15 protein-coding genes are annotated in these 17555 nt (G+C 70.2%); 9 read left to right on the top strand and 6 right to left on the bottom strand.

The features are described 5' to 3' along the window. The first annotated feature begins 8 nt into the window (after positions 1-8). The 4 genes from secF (at position 9) to VGD44_RS00630 (ending at position 2763) form a co-directional block, all read left to right on the top strand. Positions 9-986, top strand: a complete 978-nt coding sequence (gene secF / locus VGD44_RS00645; RefSeq protein WP_331082797.1) for a protein translocase subunit SecF — start codon at positions 9-11, stop codon at positions 984-986. 8 nt (positions 987-994) lie between these two features. Continuing rightward, a complete protein-coding gene (locus VGD44_RS00640) occupies positions 995-1354 on the top strand; it encodes an Mth938-like domain-containing protein (protein ID WP_331082795.1) in 360 nt (119 codons plus the stop codon). Positions 1355-1436: 82 nt separating this feature from the next. Beyond that, on the top strand, positions 1437-2054 hold the full coding sequence (locus tag VGD44_RS00635) for a urate hydroxylase PuuD (protein ID WP_331082793.1): 618 nt from the start codon (positions 1437-1439) through the stop codon (positions 2052-2054). Positions 2055-2115: 61 nt separating this feature from the next. Next, a complete protein-coding gene (locus VGD44_RS00630; RefSeq protein WP_331082791.1) occupies positions 2116-2763 on the top strand; it encodes a squalene/phytoene synthase family protein in 648 nt (215 codons plus the stop codon). Here VGD44_RS00630 and VGD44_RS00625 read toward each other — a convergent pair. After that, complete coding sequence (locus VGD44_RS00625) at positions 2760-3251, bottom strand: isoprenylcysteine carboxylmethyltransferase family protein (RefSeq protein WP_331082789.1); 492 nt, start codon at positions 3249-3251, stop codon at positions 2760-2762. The two genes, VGD44_RS00630 and VGD44_RS00625, sit on opposite strands and share 4 nt — an antisense overlap. Positions 3252-3396: 145 nt before the next feature. Next, complete coding sequence (gene trmFO / locus VGD44_RS00620) at positions 3397-4797, bottom strand: methylenetetrahydrofolate--tRNA-(uracil(54)-C(5))-methyltransferase (FADH(2)-oxidizing) TrmFO (protein WP_331082787.1); 1401 nt, start codon at positions 4795-4797, stop codon at positions 3397-3399. Between the two features lie 193 nt (positions 4798-4990). On the opposite strand from trmFO, the gene VGD44_RS00615 reads away from it, so the two are divergent. After that, positions 4991-5845, top strand: a complete 855-nt coding sequence (locus VGD44_RS00615; RefSeq protein WP_331082785.1) for a hypothetical protein — start codon at positions 4991-4993, stop codon at positions 5843-5845. Here the strand turns inward: VGD44_RS00615 and VGD44_RS00610 are convergent. From VGD44_RS00610 to uvrA, 3 genes are all read right to left on the bottom strand, one after another. Beyond that, entirely contained in the window at positions 5842-6453 is a 612-nt protein-coding gene (locus VGD44_RS00610; protein ID WP_331082783.1) for a glutathione S-transferase family protein, read from the bottom strand. The genes VGD44_RS00615 and VGD44_RS00610 overlap by 4 nt on opposite strands. 66 nt (positions 6454-6519) lie before the next feature. Further along, positions 6520-6912: a DUF3597 family protein gene (locus tag VGD44_RS00605; protein ID WP_331082781.1), complete on the bottom strand. Its 393-nt coding sequence runs from the start codon at positions 6910-6912 to the stop codon at positions 6520-6522. Between the two features lie 60 nt (positions 6913-6972). Then, a complete protein-coding gene (uvrA, locus tag VGD44_RS00600; RefSeq protein WP_331082779.1) occupies positions 6973-9873 on the bottom strand; it encodes an excinuclease ABC subunit UvrA in 2901 nt (966 codons plus the stop codon). Between the two features lie 250 nt (positions 9874-10123). On the opposite strand from uvrA, the gene VGD44_RS00595 reads away from it, so the two are divergent. The 4 genes from VGD44_RS00595 to VGD44_RS00580 all read left to right on the top strand — a co-directional run bounded on the left by VGD44_RS00595 (position 10124) and on the right by VGD44_RS00580 (position 16438). Beyond that, the gene (locus VGD44_RS00595) at positions 10124-10312 is read left to right on the top strand and encodes a hypothetical protein (RefSeq protein ID WP_331082872.1); all 189 of its coding nucleotides are present in this window, start codon (positions 10124-10126) and stop codon (positions 10310-10312) included. After that, the gene (locus tag VGD44_RS00590; RefSeq protein WP_331082870.1) at positions 10309-11685 is read left to right on the top strand and encodes a L,D-transpeptidase family protein; all 1377 of its coding nucleotides are present in this window, start codon (positions 10309-10311) and stop codon (positions 11683-11685) included. The genes VGD44_RS00595 and VGD44_RS00590 overlap by 4 nt, the downstream gene beginning before the upstream one ends. A gap of 78 nt (positions 11686-11763) precedes the next feature. Next, positions 11764-14415 carry a BTAD domain-containing putative transcriptional regulator gene (locus tag VGD44_RS00585; protein ID WP_331082777.1) on the top strand — a complete coding sequence of 884 codons (2652 nt, stop codon included), beginning with the start codon at positions 11764-11766 and terminating at the stop codon, positions 14413-14415. Positions 14416-14527: 112 nt separating this feature from the next. Continuing rightward, positions 14528-16438: a TonB-dependent receptor domain-containing protein gene (locus tag VGD44_RS00580; RefSeq protein ID WP_331082776.1), complete on the top strand. Its 1911-nt coding sequence runs from the start codon at positions 14528-14530 to the stop codon at positions 16436-16438. Here the strand turns inward: VGD44_RS00580 and VGD44_RS00575 are convergent. Further along, the coding region (locus tag VGD44_RS00575; RefSeq protein WP_331082774.1) for an OPT family oligopeptide transporter at positions 16435-17555 on the bottom strand (1121 nt) is incomplete at its 5' end. The genes VGD44_RS00580 and VGD44_RS00575 overlap by 4 nt on opposite strands.

Genomic DNA, 17555 nt, shown 5'->3' with positions numbered 1-17555 from the left:
GCCGCAAGATGACCAAGTCTCCCTCCAAATGGTGGCCGTTCATCAAGCTGCTGCCGGTCAAGACGAACTTCCGGTTCATGCGGTTCGCGAAGGTCTACGCGGCCGTGTCGCTGGCGGCGACGCTCGCGGCCGTCGTCCTGACGCTCTACCCGCTGACGCCGCCCTGCGCGGGCCTGAACTGCGGCGTCGACTTCCGGGGCGGCACGCTGCTCGAGCTCACCACCAAGACGCCGGCCGACCTGGGCGAGATCCGCGAAACCCTGAACGCGCGCCGGCTCGGCGACGTGCAGGTGCAGGCCTTCGGCAGCGCCACCGACGTGCTCGTCCGCTTCGAGACGCCCGAGGGCCAGGCTCCGGCTGTCGCCGTCGAGGGCGCCAAGCAGGCGCTGGTCCAGGCCATCGGGCCCATGGAGTTCAAGCGCACCGAGGTGGTCGGCCCGAAGGTGTCGGGCGAACTGTTCCGGAACGGTGTCCTGGCGCTCGCGCTCGGGATCGGGATGATGATGGTCTACATCTGGTTCCGGTTCGGCCTCACCTTCGGGGTGGGCGCCGCGGTGGCCCTGCTACACGACGTGCTCCTCACCTTTGGGCTCTTTGCCGTCACCGGCATGGAGTTCTCGCTGAACACCGTGGCGGCGATCCTGACCATCATCGGCTACTCGGTGAACGACACCGTCGTCGTGCTCGACCGGGTCCGCGAGAACCTGCGCAAGTACAAGCGGATGCCGATCTCCGAGGTCATCGACCTGTCGATCAACGAGACCCTGTCGCGGACGGCGATCACCGGCGTGACCGGCCTGATGGCGCTGGGCGTGCTGGCGGCCTACGGCGGCGAAGCGCTGTTCGGCTTCTCGATCGCCATGATCTTCGGGATCGTGGTCGGCACCTACTCGTCGTTCTTTGTCGCCGCGCCGGTCCTGATGTGGCTGGGCGTGAAGCGTGGCGAGGAAGCCGAGCCGCTGAAGCCGGCCGACGTCAGGCCCTAGCCAGCGCCATGGCGCGGAACGCCCCGAGTATCGACGCCTACGGCGGTGGCGGCTTCCGCCTCGCCGGGGAGCGCCACGACGGCTCGGTGCTGATCCTGAACGACGAGCCGCGGTCCTGGCGTGTGGCGGCGATGTCCGAGTTGACGCTCGCCGACCTCGCGCCGGTGCTCGACGCCGGCGCGGCGGACGTCGAGTTCGTGCTGCTGGGCACAGGCGCGCGCAACGCGCTGCCTCCGCGGGAAATCCGCGACGGCCTGCGCGCGGCGGGCATCGGGCTGGAGTTCATGGACACGCCGGCGGCGGCGCGGCTCTACAACCTGCTCACCTCCGAGGGCCGCCGGCTGGCGGCCGCGCTGATCGCGGTCTGACGCCGTAAGTCCTGTCGCTTCCAGCCTGAAACGAATGGCCCTATACCTCCTGCCCCAGGGCAGGGACTCAGAGGGCAACTAGATGGCCGGACTACTCTCCAACTTCCGCAATACCGTGATCCTCAGCGTGATCCTCGCGCTGGTGATGGTCGGAGCCTATTCCCAGAGCCCGCAAGGGACGGACGTGGCGTTCTGGCAGGCCGTGTTCCGGTGGCTGCACACCTTCTTCGGCATCCTCTGGATCGGGCTGCTCTACTACTTCAACTTCGTCCAGATCCGGAAAATGCCGGAAATCCCCGCCGAGCTGAAGCCGGCGGTTTCCAAGTACATCGCGCCCGAGGCGCTGTTCTGGTTCCGCTGGGCGGCGCTGTTCACGGTGCTGATGGGCCTGATCGTGGCCTACACCCGCGGTGTCGACTACGCGCACGAGGCGCTGACGATGGGCCTCTACAACGGCTACGCGGTCAGCGATCAGGGCTTCACGCTACTGGGCCTCGGCATATGGCTGGCGATCATCATGTTCATCAACGTCTGGGTGTTCATCTGGCCGAACCAGAAGATCGCCCTCGGCATCGTCGAAGCCGACGCCGACGCGAAGGCCAAGGCGGGCCGCACCGCCATGCTGTTCTCGCGGACCAACATGCTGCTGTCGATCCCGATGCTGACGGCCATGACCATGACGCAGACGCTGTACGGCTGAGGCAGGACCCGAGCTACGGAAAGGCCCGCCTCGCCGGCGGGCCTTTTTCGTTGAAGCGATGATGAGCGACGATCTCGACGACCTGGTCCGCCGCGTGGACCCGGACCGCTGGCTCTCCAGCCGGTTCATCGGGGATGCGGGGCTGCGCGCCGACGTGGTCGCGATCTACGCCTACGACCATGAGCTGGCCCGCGCACCCAAGGTCGCCAGCAACCCGCTGCTGGGCGAGATCCGGCTGACCTGGTGGCGCGAGGTGCTGGACGAGGTCTACGCGGGCCGACACGTGCGCCACCACCCGACGGCGCAGGCGCTGGCCGACGTGGTGGGCCGCCACGGCCTGCCGCGCGGGCCGCTGGAGGCGATGATCGACGCCCGCTATCGCGAACTCGACGCCACGCCGATGGGCGACGACGAGGCGCTGGCATGGGCGCGCGACACGGCCGGCCGCGCGGCCGAGACCGCCGTGCGCGTGCTCGACCCGGCCGGCGCGCCTGAGCGCGCCGTTCTGGGCGGCGCCGTCTGGGCGCTCGGCCGACGCGAGCCCGCGCTGATCGCACGTCTGGCCGCGCCGGCTCGGGCCGAAGCGAAGATGCTCAGCCCTGGGGCGTTTCCCGCCGTGGCCCACGCGGCGCTGGCCTTGCACCCAGCTGGCTCCGAATTCGGCAAGCGTCTGCGCCTCACCTGGGCCGTGGCGCGCGGGCGGATCTAGCCGCGCCAGGGCGTGAGCCTAGGAATCCAACGCGGGACGGCGGCGCAGAAGGCGGCGTAGTCCTGCGGGAACTGGCGGCGCAGCGTCGGCTCCTCGTAGCCCAGCACGAAGGCGTGGAAACCGGCCCAGACGACCGCGCCGTAGATCAGGAGCGGCAGGCTCGCGAACAGCGCCGCCTGGCCCAGGATCAGTGAGACCACGGCTACGTACATCGGATTGCGGACGTGGCGGTAGGCCCCGCTCACGACGAGCCGCTGCGGCGGCGCGACGGGCGCGGGCGTGCCAAGGCCCTGCAGGGCGAACCGGGTGAAGCACTCGACCAGCAACACCGCACCCAGCGCCATGACCAGGCCGCCCACCATCGCCAGCGCCGCGTTGGGGATCGGCGCCGGCCAGCCGACGAAGAGCCACGGGATGAGTCCGGCGATCGTCCCGGGCGCGAGCGCCAGGAACAGAGCCGAGCCGAGCAGGGCGGTCGTGCGGGACATTCCTCCCTCCTTAATGGGGAGGGACAGCTCGCCACAGGCGAGCAGTGTGGGGAAGTGGGGATCAAGCGCAGGCGTGGGAGTTCTCGCCCAGAACTCCCCACCCTGACCGCTTCGCGGTCTGTCCCTCCCCATTAAGGGAGGGAAGTCAGGCCGGCTCCAGCGCCCGCGAACCCTCGGCCCAGCCCTTGAGGTCGGACAATGCGCGCTCGCCCATGAGCCGCTTCTTGAGCCGGGTCTTCTCCTTGGAGCCCAGCCGGCGGCCCTCCGCGTCGCGCTTGGGCGGGGCGATGGGCGGCAGGAGGCCGTAGTTGATGTTCATCGGCTGGAACGAGCCCGCGCCGCCGTCCAGGTGGCCGCCCGTGATGTGGCCGATGAGAGCGCCCAGCGCGGTCGTGGGCGGCGGCGGGTCGATTGGTTGGCCCAGGCGTTCGGCGGCGGCGAAGCGGCCGGCCAGGAGGCCCACCGCGGCGCTCTCCACATAGCCCTCCACGCCCGTCACCTGGCCGGCGAAGCGCAGGCGCGGCTGGGCCTTCAGGCGCAGGCCGCGGTCCAGCAGGCGCGGCGAGTTGATGAAGGTGTTGCGGTGCAGGCCGCCCAGGCGGGCGAATACGGCCTTCTCCAGCCCCGGGATGGTGCGGAAGATCTCGCTCTGGGCGCCGTGCTTCAGCTTGGTCTGGAAGCCCACCATGTTCCAGAGCGTGCCCAGCGCATTGTCCTGCCGCAGCTGCACGACGGCCCAGGGCTTCTGGTCCGGCTTGTGCGCGTTGGTCAGGCCCACCGGCTTCATCGGCCCGTGGCGCAGCGTCTCGCGGCCGCGCTCGGCCATCACCTCGATCGGCAGGCAGCCGTCGAAGTAGGGGACGTTCTCCCACTCCTTGAACTCGGACTTCGGCCCCGCGAGCAGCGCGTCGATGAAGGCCTCGTACTGCGCCTGGTCCATCGGGCAGTTGATGTAGGCCGCCGCGTCGCCGCCGGGGCCTTCCTTGTCGTAGCGCGACTGGCGCCACGCCACGTCCATGTCGACGCTCTCGAAGTTTACGATGGGCGCGATGGCGTCGAAGAACGACAGCTGCCCCTCGCCGGTGAGCTGCAGGATCGCCTCGGAGAGCGCGGGCGAGGTGAGGGGGCCCGTGGCCACGATCACGCTATCCCACTCGGCGGGCGGCAGGCCGGCCACCTCGCCACGGGCGATGGTCACCAGCGGGTGGGCTTCCAGGCGCGCGGTGACGGCTTGGGCGAAGCCATCGCGGTCAACGGCGAGCGCGCCGCCGGCCGGGACCTGGTGGGCGTCGCCGCAGGCCATGATGATCGACGACAGCGCGCGCATCTCGGCGTGCAGCAGGCCCACGGCGTTGCCGGCCCAGTCGTCGGCGCGGAACGAGTTGGAGCAGACCAGTTCGGCCAGCTGGTCGGTCTGGTGGGCGTCGGTGCCGCGCACCGGCCGCATCTCGTGCAGGACTACGGGAACGCCGGCGCTCGCGATCTGCCAGGCGGCTTCCGAACCGGCCAGGCCGCCACCGATCACGTGGATAGGGGTTATGGACATGCGTGACGTCCTAGCAACGATCTGACGGGATCGCGAGCGGGGCCTTGCGAGGCCTTGCACGGCCAAGCCGGTGCGCGGCAATAAGGGCTCCCCGTTGGTGCGCGGGGACGAAGGGACGAGGATGACAGGGTTTTCGGCGACGGACGCCGCGCTCGAAGGGTTTCGGATCACGCGGGAACGGCCGAAGGCGCTCATGGCGTGGACGGCGTTCTGTTTCCTCGTGAACGTCGCCAGCGTCCTCATCACGGTCAACCTGCCCAAGGAGGCCCGTGACGCGCTGGAGTCCCTGCAGACGGACCCCAGCCAGACACCTGACGTCGACGCGCTGATGTCGGCGCTCACGGTCCTCTCGCCGATCCTGGCTTTCGGCCTCGCGGTCCAGTGCGTGATGGCCGCCGCCGTCTATCGGATCATCCTGACGCCTGCCGACGGCAAGTTCAGCTACCTGCGCCTCGGCAAGGACGAATTGCGGCTGATGGCGCTGACCCTGATCTACGTCGTGCTCGGCGTGATGTTCCTGGCCGTGGCCCAGCTCGCGATCGGCATCGTCGCCTTCGTGGCCTCGGTGTTCGGCCAGACGGCGTTCGCATTCGTACTCTCGGTGTCCGAGCTCTTCATGCTCGGCCTGTTCTTCTACATCCTGGTGCGCATGTCGCTGGCCCCGGTCATCACCTTCGACAAGGGCCGGCTGGCGATCCTGGATTCTTGGGAGGTGACCAAGGGCCAGTTCTGGCGATTGCTGGGAGCCTATATGCTCGCGATCTGCTGTGTCGTGGTCGTCTCAATCCTGGCCCTGACGCTGTTCTTCATGTTGGCCGGCGTCGTGGTCCTGCTCACCGGCGGCTCGCTCGCCGAGCTGTCGCAGATTTTCCGGCCGGACGAGACCAAGCTAAGCACCTACCTGAACCCGTTCATGATCGCCTACATGGTCGTCGGGAGTGTCTTCACGGCCGTCTATTACGCCGTGATCGCAGCCCCGGGCGCCTGGGCGTACCGGGAGCTGACGGGCAAGGGCGAGCTCGCGCCCGTGCCTGCCGCCGACATCTAGGCCCCCGCGCTGGGCCGGTCGCTGACGCGGTCGTGCCAGACCTTCAGGTTGGCGAACTCCGGCTCCAGCGGCAGGCCGATCCAGGTCGCGAAGTCCACCGTCGAGAGCAGGCAGATGTCGGCCATGCTGTAGGCCTCGCCCGCCACGAACGGCTTGCCGTCCAGCTCGCGGTCCAGCCACTTCTGGGCGCCCTGGTAGTGCTCCCTGTTGGACTCGCCGAAGTCCTTGAACTGGTTGAGCAGGCGCGCCGTAAACGGGTGCGCGTGGCGCCAGTACTGGCCGACCGGGCCCATGACCGTGAACTCCATGCGCCGGACCCACATGTCGACCAGCGCTTTCTCGGCCGGCGTCTTGCCGAACAGCGGCGGGTCGGGCTGGACCTCGTCGAAGTAGCGGCAGATGGCGACGGTCTCGGAGATGCAGGTCCCGTCGTCCAGCTCCAGCGTCGGCACCTGGCCCAGCGAGTTGCGCGCCCGGTGCTCCTCGCTCTTGTGCTCGCGCTTCATGATGTCGACCGGCGTCTCGGGGAGCTCGATGCCCTTCTCGGCCAGGAAGATGCGCACGCGCCGCGGATTCGGCGCCGGCATCGGCGCGCCATAGAGCTTCATGAAATTCTCCCCTCGTGGTTGGGGAGGACGCTAGTTCAAACGTGCGTTTGAATGCAAGGCGATCCGTCAGTCGCGGAGCGAGGCCGGGACCTTGCCGCCGTTCTTCTCCAGCGACGTCCAGACGGCCTTGATGAGCGCCATATTCTGCTCGGGGCTGCCATGCGCACCGGCGTTCACGCCGAGCTCTGAGGCGAGCTCCTTGCGCGCCTCGAGGCTGGAGTCGAGGTCGAGGAGCTTCAGGAGATCCACGATCGACGTGCGCCAGTTGCCCCCGCCACCCTTCTCTGCGGCCAGCTCCGTCAGGACCTCCTCGACGTCCACCGGGGCCGGCGGCGGCGCGGCCCGGGCGGCGGGCGCGGCCTGCGGAGCCGCCGACGCGGCCGGGCTCCCATGGTCCGCGGCGGAGGGCGCCCGCTTGCGGTGGAAGATCCGGTCCATGATCGAACTGAAGATGCCCATCGTCGCCTCCTGCAGATGCTGGCGATGGTCAACTCCGCTCGGCGGAGGAGGTTGCGCCCCCTACGCGCTGACCAGCTTCTTCTTCCGCTCGCCCTTGCGTGCGCGGTGGCGTTCCAGGAGTTCGTGGAGGTAGCGGCCGGTCCAGCTGCGGGGGTTGTTGGCGACGTCCTCGGGCGAGCCCTGGGCGACGATCTCGCCGCCGCCATCGCCGCCTTCGGGGCCGAAGTCGACGATCCAGTCGGCGGTCTTCACGACGTCGAGGTTGTGCTCGATGACGACGACCGTGTTGCCCTGATCGGCCAGCTCATGGAGCACCTCCAGGAGCTTCTTGGTGTCCTCGAAGTGCAGGCCGGTCGTGGGCTCGTCCAGGATGTAGAGGGTCTTGCCGGTGGCGCGGCGGGACAGCTCCTTGGACAGTTTCACCCGCTGCGCCTCGCCGCCCGACAGGGTGGTCGAGGACTGGCCGACCTTCACATAGCCCAGGCCCACGCGCTTCAGCGTCTGCATCTTCTCGCGCAGCACCGGCACCGCCTTGAAGAACTCGGCGGCCTCCTCGACGGTCATGTCCAGCACGTCCGAGATGCTCTTGCCCTTGAACAGGACCTCGAGCGTCTCGCGATTGTAGCGCTTGCCGTGACAGACATCGCAGGTGACGTAGACGTCCGGCAGAAAGTGCATCTCGATCTTGATCAGCCCGTCGCCCTGGCAGGCCTCGCAGCGGCCGCCCTTGACGTTGAAGCTGAAGCGCCCCGGGCCGTAGCCGCGCGCCTTGGCCTCGGGCAGGCCCGCGAACCAGTCGCGGATAGGCTGGAAGGCGCCGGTGTAGGTGGCCGGGTTTGAGCGCGGCGTGCGGCCGATCGGCGACTGGTCGATGTCGATGACCTTGTCGAAGTGCTCCAGCCCCTCGATCCGCTCGTGCGGAGCGGGTGCGTCCGACGCGTTGTGCAGCCGCCGCGCCGCGGCCTTGTAGAGCGTCTCGACGGTGAAGGTGGACTTGCCGCCGCCGCTGACGCCGGTGATGCAGGTGAAGGTTCCCACCGGGATCTCGGCGGTGACGGTCTTCAGGTTGTTGCCGGTGGCGCCGACGACCCGAAGCACCTTCTTCTTCGAGATCGGGCGGCGCTCGTCGGGCACGGCGATCTCGCGGGTCCCGATCAGGTACTGGCCCGTGATGCTATCGGGGTTGGCCATGATGTCCTGGGCCGTTCCCTGGGCGATGATCTCGCCGCCATGCACCCCGGCGGCCGGGCCCATGTCGATGACGTAGTCGGCGGTCATGATCGCCTCCTCGTCATGCTCGACGACCAGCACGGAATTGCCGAGGTCGCGCAGGCCCTTGAGGCTGACCAGCAGGCGGGCGTTGTCGCGCTGGTGCAGTCCGATGGACGGCTCGTCCAGGACGTACAGCACGCCGGTCAGGCCGGAGCCGATCTGGCTGGCCAGGCGGATGCGCTGACTCTCGCCGCCCGAGAGGGTCCCCGAGTTACGGCTGAGGTTGAGGTAGTCCAGCCCGACGTTGACCAGGAAGCGCAGGCGGTCGTTGATCTCCTTGAGGATCCGACGGCCGATCTCGAGCTGCTTTTCGGTGAGCTGGCTTTCGAGGTCCTCGAACCAGGCCTGGGCGCTCTTGATCGCAAGCCGCGAGACCTCGCCGATGTGCTGGCCCGCGATCTTCACCGCCAGGCTCTCGGGCTTCAGGCGATAGCCTTCGCAAGCCAGGCAGGGCGTCTCGGACTGGTAGCGGCCCAGCTCCTCGCGGACCCACGATGAGTCCGTCTCGCGCCAGCGGCGCTCGAGGTTCGGCAGCACGCCCTCGAAGGTCTTGTTGACCTCGTACTTGCGGGCGTTGTCGTCGTAGATGAACCGGATCTTCTCGTCGCCCGAGCCGTAGAGCACCACCTGCTTGGCCTGGTCGGGCAGCTTCCAGAAGGGCTCGTCCATCGAGAAGCCGTAGTGGCGGCTGAGCGCCTGCAGCGTCTGGGTGTAGAGCGGCGAGGGCCCCTTGGCCCACGGGGAGATCGCGCCCTTGTGCAGGCTCTTGTCCTTGTCGGGCACGATCATGTCGGGGTCGAAGGCGAGCTTCGCCCCCAGGCCGTCGCACACCGGGCAGGCGCCGTAGGGGTTGTTGAACGAGAACAGCCGGGGCTCGATCTCGCTGATCGTGAAGCCCGACACCGGGCAGGCGAACTTCTCGGAGAAGAGCAGTCGCTTCGGCTCGGTCTCGCCTTCGGCCATGTCCGCCCACTCGGCCACGGCGATGCCTTCGGCCAGCTTCAGCGCCGTCGCCAGGCTGTCGGCGTAGCGCTGCTCCTGGCCGGCCCTGGTGACGATACGGTCCACGACGATGTCGATGTCGTGCTTGAACTTCTTGTCGAGCACGGGCGCGTCCTCGATCAGCATCAGCGCGCCGTTGACCTTGACCCGCTGGAAGCCGGCCTTTTGCCACTCGGCGAACTCCTTGCGGTACTCGCCCTTGCGGCCGCGCACGACGGGCGCCAGCAGGTTGAGGCGCGTGCCTTCGGGCAGGGCGTTGAGCTTGTCCACCATCATCGAGATGGTCTGGCTCTCGATCGGCAGACCGGTGGCGGGCGAGTAGGGGATCCCGACCCGCGCCCAGAGCAGGCGCATGTAGTCGTGGATCTCGGTCACGGTGCCGACCGTGGAGCGCGGGTTGCGGCTGGTGGTTTTCTGCTCGATGGAGATGGCTGGCGACAGGCCCTCGATGAGGTCCACGTCCGGCTTGCTCATCAGCTCCAGGAACTGGCGCGCGTAGGCCGACAGGCTTTCGACGTAGCGCCGCTGTCCTTCTGCATAGATCGTATCGAACGCCAGCGAGCTCTTGCCCGAGCCACTGAGCCCGGTGATCACCACGAGCTCGCCGCGCGGGATGTCGACGTTGACGTCCTTCAGATTGTGTTCGCGCGCGCCGCGAACGCGGATGTGATTGTGCTGGTCAGCCATACGGTCCCGGAAACACGGAGGGCCCGCGGAAGGGTCCTCCCGCGAGACCGCCTAATGTAGGTGACGGGACTCAGACGTAACACAGGAACGTAGAGGGAACAAAGCCCCTGCGTCATCGCGCGCGTGAGGGCTGCTGACACCACGCTGTCAGCAGCGGGAACAGGCAAGGAATTGTCGCCGGGCGGAACGTCGGCGCTCACGGATTGGTTATCCGCCCGTCCCGCGCGAACGGGACGAGGGAGACCTGTAGATGAACCGGAAGACCCTGATCGCCGGCGCCGCCGGTGCGTTCGCCCTGGCCGCCACCGTGGCCATCGCCCAGACCTACCAGACCCCGTCGAACCAGCCCGCGGCGCCCGCGGACACCTCCGTCAACGCGCAAAGCGCCGACACCGCCGCCACCGACACGGCCACCACCACGGCGGGCGAGCGGGGCTGAGTCACGCGGCCGCTGAGGCCAAGGCGCCGGGCGAAACCCAGCACTGGGCGCTCGCCGCCCTGGCCGGCGCGGCGGTCCTTGCGGGGGCCGTCGCGCCGGCTGCGCCCACAAGCCTCCTGAGTGGACCGCCGGCCGCAGTTCGGCCGGTTGATCCGTTACGGGCCGTCCTGGCGCGCGAGGCGCGGGCCGAGATCGCTGAAGCCTACCGCCGTCACGGCTATCGCCTGTTGTGGGTGGCGGACGGCGTTGTCCGGCCCGAGGCGCGGGGCCTGGTCGCGCGGATCGAGCGTGCGGCCGACGATGGGCTGCGGCCCGAAGCCTATCGGCCGGACCTGTTGCGGGTGGCGATCGCCGCCGCCGAGTCCGGCGAGCCCGCCGATCTGGCGCGCGCCGAACTGGCGCTCTCGCGGGTCGCCGCGGTCTACCTCGCGGACCTCCACCGACCCTCGTCGCAGGCGCAGATGGCGTTCTGGGATCCGACCCTGAAGGGGCCGCCGGTGACGCCTGCCGCGGCGCTGGCCAGCGTCTTCGAGCACGGCTTCGAGGCTGCCGGACGGATGCACCCGACCTACGACGCCCTGCGCGCGGAACTCGTCCGCCGCGGTGAGGACGATCCGCTGCGTCCCCTGATCCTGGCGAACATGGACCGCGCCCGCGCCCTGCCCGCCGCACCGGGCGCGCGCCATGTCGTCGTCGACGCCGCCGCCCAACGCCTCTGGCTGTACGAGGACGGCGAGGTCGCCGACACTATGAAGGTGGTGGTGGGCACGCGGCGCGATCCGACGCCACCGCTGGCGGGCCTGATCCGCTATGCCAACTACCAGCCCTACTGGAACGTGCCCGTCGACATCGTCCGCGACGAGATCGCGCCCCGGGTCCTGCGCGAAGGCGTCGCCTATCTCGACAGCGAGGAGATGGAGGTGCTCTCCGATTGGACGCCGCAGGCCTCTCTGCTGGACCCGGCGAGCGTGGACTGGTCGGCCGTCGCCACCGGCCACCGCACCCTGCGCATGCGGCGGCGCCCCGGCGAGGCGAACATTCTTGGCCAGGTGAAGCTTATGCTGCCCAACCGGCTCGGCATCTATCTGCACGACACGCCCGGCAAGCAGCTGTTCGAGCGCGACCAGCGGACGCTGAGCCACGGCTGTATCCGGCTGGAGGACGCCCAGCGGCTGGCGCGCCGCCTGATCGGCCCGGCGGCCGACCACCCGCCGGCGGGCGACGACGCGCGCCTGGACCTGCCACGGCCCGTGCCGGTCTACGTGGTCTACTTCACCCTCGCGCCCGAAGCCGGCGGCCTCGAGCGGCGGCGCGACATCTACGGCCGCGACGCGGCGCTGATCGCCGAACTGCAGCGCCGTCGCGCGGCCTAGCGCCGAACCCGAATTTCTGCGTTTTTCGTCGTCCGCGAGACCGGCTACCGTGCGCCGGGGCGAGTTCGAAAGGTCGAGATGGCGGAGACGGCGCGGGTTGTGCCGCTGCTGCGGGCGGGCGCCCAACCGCACCGGGTGAAGGTGCTGGGTGGGTTCCGCGTCACCGCGCCCGACGGCTCGGACGCCACGCCCCGAGCCCGGAAGACCCGCGCCCTGCTGGCCTTCCTCCTGGTCACGCGCAAACCCTGGACCCGCGAGCGGCTGGCGGCCCTCTGCTGGGCGGACCGTGCCGACGAGCAGGCGAAGGCCAGCCTGCGTCAGGCGCTCTACGAGCTGCGGGACCTGGCGAGCGGGCCGCATCCGCTGCTGATCGTGAAGCGCGACGAGGTCGAAGCCGCGTCCGACGGGTTCGAGCTCGACGTCGACCGCATCGTGGCCCTCGCGAGCGGCGGCGACGTCACCGGGCTCACCGAGGCGCTGTCGCGCGCTCAGCTCGACCTGCTGTCGGACCTGGAGGGCGCCGGCGGCGATTTCGAGGAATGGCTGAGCTGGGAGCGGCGCCAGACCTTGGAAACCCTGCTGGGCGTGGCCGTCGAGGCTGGCGAGACCGCGTTGGCCGACGGGCGCTTCGCCGAGATCCGCAAGCTGGCCGACGCGCTGGAGGGCGTCGACGGCCTGAACGAGCCGGCGGTACGTCTGGGCCTTGCCGCCGATCGCGGCGTAGGGGACCTGTCGGCGCTGCGCCGCCGCTTCGACCGCTTCGCGCGCCGGCTGAAGGAAGAGCTGGACGCCGAGCCCGCGCCGGAGACCGTCGCGCTGCTACAGGCCCCGGCGCACGCCGGGCCCGTCGCCGAGCCCGACGGCCAGGCGAGTGAGCGATCCACGACGGTTGTCGCGGTCACGACGCGCCGGCGCCTCTGGCCCTGGCTGATTGCGGGCGTCGCCGCGCTCCTGCTGGCGCTCGCCGGCGTCTGGGGCTGGTCGCGATACCTGCCCGCGCCGGCGTCGCCGTCATTGGCGGTGCTGCCGTTCAAGGCTGGCGACGCGCGTGAACCCTACTTCGGGGCGGGCGTTTCCGAGGCGGTGCTGGACCTGCTGGGCCGCGATCCCGAGCTCCAGGTGGTGGGGAGCGCCACGGCCCGGCAGCTGGGAGTCGACCCGGTACGCGCCGCCCGCCGCCTGGGCGTGGACTACCTCCTGCAGGGCGAGACGGTGGCGGCCGGCCAGCGCACCGACGTGACGGCGCGGCTGGTGCGCGTGCGTGACGGCCGGGTGATCTGGAGCCGCCGCTACCAGCGTCCGGCCGACGACATCTTCGCGGTCCAGAACGAGCTGGCCGCCGCGGTGGCCGAGCGGCTGGGGGCGCGGATCGCCCCGCGGCCGAACCCGCACCTGCGGACCACGCCCGAGGTGTACGACCGCTACCTGCAAGCCCGCAGCCTGGCCCGCGAACGGAGGGGCCAAGCGCTGCTCGAATCGCGCCGCCTGTTGCTGGAGGCCGCCGCCCTGGACCCTGACTTCGCGCCCGCGTTTGCGAGCCTCGCCCAGGTGACGATCTTCCTCTCGAACCACCCCAGCACCTATGGCGTGACGCCGATCGTCGAGGCCCAGGCCGAGGCCCGCCGCTATGCCCGCCGCGCCCTGGAGCTCGCGCCCGAGCTGGGCGAGGCCTACGCGGCCTATGGCCTCATCTCGGTGAGCGACGCCCAGTCGCTGCCCTTCCATCAGCGGGCCGTGGCCTTGGACCCGCAGCGGCCCGATTTCCACCGCTGGCTGGCGCAGGCCTACTCGGCCGTGGGCCGCGAGGCCGACGCGCTCGCCGAGTACCAGCGGGCGGCCGCCCTCGACCCCTTGATGTGGCTCTCGATCGAGCACCTGGTCGGCCAGTTCAGCTTCATGGGGCGTGAGGCCGAGGCGCGCGCCGTGGTCGAGCGCTTCGAGCGCATCTCCACCGATCCGTTCGCGACCGCGCGTGTGCAGGCGAAGCTGGCCGAGCAGGAGGGCCGGCTGGCCGACTTCCTGCGGCTGGCGGAGCGGGCGGCGCAGCGCTGGCCGGGCGAGCGGACGCTCACCCTGTCGCTGGCCGAGGCCTGGGCCCTTCTGGGCGAGAACGAGCGGGCGGCGCGCGCGCTTCTGCCCGGCGAGACGATCGCGCGGCTGTCGCTGCGGGGAGACCTCGCCGGCCTTGCCCGGGAGGCCCGCCGCCTGGGTTCCGGCTTCTGGCATGTGGAACCCGGCTACTGGGCGTTCGCCGAAGGGCTCGTGAGGGGCGGCGAGGGCGCGCTGCTGCTGCAGCTGTTCGACGCCGAGTTCGCGAGCGTCGAGGACTTCAACGGCCGCGCCCCACAGAAGGCGCTGGCCGCGGGCCCGGTCCTGATCGCCGCCCTGACCGACGCCGGACGGACGGACGAGGCGGGGCGGCTGGCCGCGGCCCTGGCGCGTCGCCTGGACGCGGACGAGAAGACGGGAATGACCGCCGCCCACGTCGCCTACGACCGCGCCAGCGTCGCGGCGTTGACCGGCGATAAGGACAGGGCCCTGGACCTGCTGGGCCTGGCGGCCCGGACGAACTGGATCGAGATGTCCTGGGCGCCTGTGCGCAGGCTCGAGGACCGGGTCGCCTTCCGCAGCCTGCGCGGCGACCCCCGGCTCGCCACGATCCAGGCCGAGCTCGATAGCGCCGTCAACCGCCAACGCGCGCTCTTGGGCCTTCCGCCGCTGCCGAAATGAGCCATCCGGGTCGCTTTTGACGCGGCTTTGACGATCCTTCGCGGCTCGCGCTGACGTTCGCCCGCCACCCCTGACGGCGACGTCGAGAGGCGGAACGGACAGGGGATCAGACATGCGTATCGCTTACGCCGCGATGGCCGCCGCGCTGCTGGCGGGACCCGCTTGGGCCCAGCGCGCCGACGACAATGCGGTCAAGTCGGCCGAGGACGCCTTCGGGACCAGCGTGGGGACCGAGAACATCGGGCTCTATCGTCCCGTCGAGGTGCGCGGCTTCAGCGCCATCGATGCCGGCAACGTGCGGCTGGACGGCTTGTACTTCGACCGGCAGACCGACCTCGCGGCGCTGATCGCGCCCAGCCAGACGATGCGCGTGGGCATCTCGGCCCAGGGCTATCCGCTGCCGGCGCCGACCGGGATCGTCGACTACGAGCTGGTGCGTGTCGGCGACAAGCGGGTGATCAGCGTCCTGGGCTCGTATGGGCCTTTCGACGGCTACCTCGGCGAAGTGAACGCCAAGCTGCCGCTCGTCGAGGGCAAGCTGGGCCTGGCGCTGGGCGCGAGCTACCAGAAGTTCGCGTTCGAGTACGGCAACAGCGAGCGCGACCTGTCGCTGTCGATCGCCGCTCAGTGGCGGCCGACCGACCGTATCGAGATCATCCCCTTCTACGACCGCTACGAGGCCACGAGCTCCGAGGCCGTGCCGCTGATCTTCGTGTCCGGCGCCCACCTGCCGCCCAAGTTCAAGCGCGGTCGCTTCTTCGGCCAGGACTGGACTGACAACGAGAACGTCGGGACCAACTACGGCGTCGTGACCACCGCCGGCCTGGGCCACGGCTGGACCTTCAAGGGCGGCCTGTTCCGCTCGGTGTTCGCGGCCGACCGCGGCTTCGCGGACCTCTACCTCAACACCGACCAGGCCGGCATAGCCGACCACATCATCATCGCCGACCCGAAGCAGCGGTTCGCCTCAACCTCGGGCGAGGCGCGGCTGTCCTACGCCTTTGCCGAGGGCCCGCGCCGGCACACGATCCACCTGATCGGCCGCGGCCGCGACCAGGACCGGCGCTTCGGCGGTTCGGACGTCGCCGACTTCGGTCGGGCCCAGGTTGGCGAGGTGGTCCGCCTTCCCGAGCCCACCTTCACCTTCGGCCCGCTGACCCACGACAAGGTCAGCCAGTGGACCGGCGCGCTCGCCTACCAGGGCCGCTGGGACCGGCTCGAGGTCAGCGGCGGGCTGCAGCGGACGCGCTACCGCAAGACCGTCACGGAGCCGGGCGGCGCCGAGCACAAGGGCCGCGACGACGCCTGGCTGCCGAACGTCGCGGTGGCGTTGAAGGCCACCGAACGGCTGGCGTTTTACGCCGGCTACACCAAGGGCCTGGAGGAGGGCGGCGTCGCCCCGGACAACGCCGTCAACAAGGACACCGCCCCGCCGGCCATCCGCACGAAGCAGGTCGACGCCGGCTTCCGCTACGCGCTGACCCCGCAGGTGAAGCTGGTGGCCGGCGTCTTCGACGTCCGCAAGCCCTACTACAACCTCGACCAGGCCAGCGTCTTCCGCGAGCTGGGCGAGGAGCGGCACAAGGGCGTGGAAATGTCGCTCTCGGGCGAGGTCGCCAAGGGCCTGAACCTCGTGGCCGGCGCGGTGCTGATGCGGCCGCGCGTGGTGGGCGAGGAGGTGGACGCCGGGCGGATCGGCAAGATCCCGGCGGCCCAGGTCAAGCGCCTGGTCGTGATCGGCGCCGACTATCAGCTGCCGTTCGCTGAGCGCGTGTCCGTCAACGCTACCGTGATCAACCTCAGCAAGCGCGAGACAAGCAGCGCCAACAACGTACAGATCCCGGGCCGGACCACCCTGGACCTCGGCGCGCGCTACCGCTTCCAGGTGGGCGAGGCGCCGGCCACCCTGCGGGTGCAGGTGTTCAACGTCTTCAACAAGAACGGCTTCCGCACCAACGGCTCGGGCGTCTTCACGCCCCTGGCCCAGCGGCGGGTGCAGGTGACCCTGGCGGCGGATTTCTAGGCTCGTCGCCTCCCGGCCCACGCGTAGAGGAGGGCCATCACGCCGAGGTAGCCCGCGAGCGCCAGCACCGGGGCGGGCGCGAAGCCTTCCGGGACGAGGGCCAGGGGCGCGCCCGAGTTGGTGGCCACGATCAGGCCGGCGAGCGCGACGTTGAACAGGCTCTCACCGACGATCAGGCCCGAGACGACCAGCACGCCCAGCCGCTTGGCCGCCTCGCCGTCGGAACGGCCGGCCACGCGGCGGTCGTAGAGCCAGCCGGCGACCGCGCCCACCACGACCGGCAGGGTCAGGGTGGCCGGCAGGTAGATGGCCATGCCCACGCCCAGGGGCGGCAGGCTGTAGCGCTTCGTGCGGCGGAGCAGCTCGTCGATGACGATCAGACCCACGCCAACCAGAGCGCCGACACCGATCAGGCCCCAGTCGAGCTGGCCGCCGATGACGCCCTTGGCGATGGTGGAGATCAGCGTCGCCTGCGGCGCGGGCAGGGGGTCGTCCGAGATGCCCGCCATGGGGGAGCCGGCGAAACCGTTGGAGCGGTTCAGCAGCTCCAGCACCGGCGGGATCATCGCCGAGCCGGCGATCACGCCCACCACCAGCGACGCCTGCTGGCGCCAAGGCGTGGCGTCGACCAGTTGGCCGGTCTTGAGGTCTTGCAGGTTGTCGTTGGCCGAAACCGCCACGGCCAGCAGCGTGCCGGTGACGAGGAGGGCGAAGGCCACCAGGGGCATCGGGTCGCCCAGGGCCGCGCCGGCGCCGATGGCCGCGACGATCAGCGAGGCGCCTAGCACGGCCAGGATCGCCAGACCCGAGACCGGGCTGTTCGACGAGCCGATCAGGCCCGCCATGTAGCCGCAGACGCCGGCGATCGCGAAGCCGGCGATGGCGATGTAGGCGAGCGCCGCGGCGGTCAGCGGCATCGCGACGGACGCCAGCGGCCCGGCCTGCAGGAAGTTGAAGATCAGCACGCCCATGGGGATCAGGCAGACCGCCGAGACGGCGGCCACGACGCCGATGGGGATGTCCTGCTCGGTCCGGTCCAGACTCCCCGCGTCGCCGGACGCCCGGCGATCCTGGGCGGCGAGCGCGCCGGCAAGGCCATTCCAGACCGGCGCCGCCA

Source organism: Phenylobacterium sp. (genome assembly GCF_036402295.1).
GTDB lineage: Bacteria > Pseudomonadota > Alphaproteobacteria > Caulobacterales > Caulobacteraceae > Phenylobacterium.
This window is presented reverse-complemented; position numbering and strand designations above follow the sequence as displayed.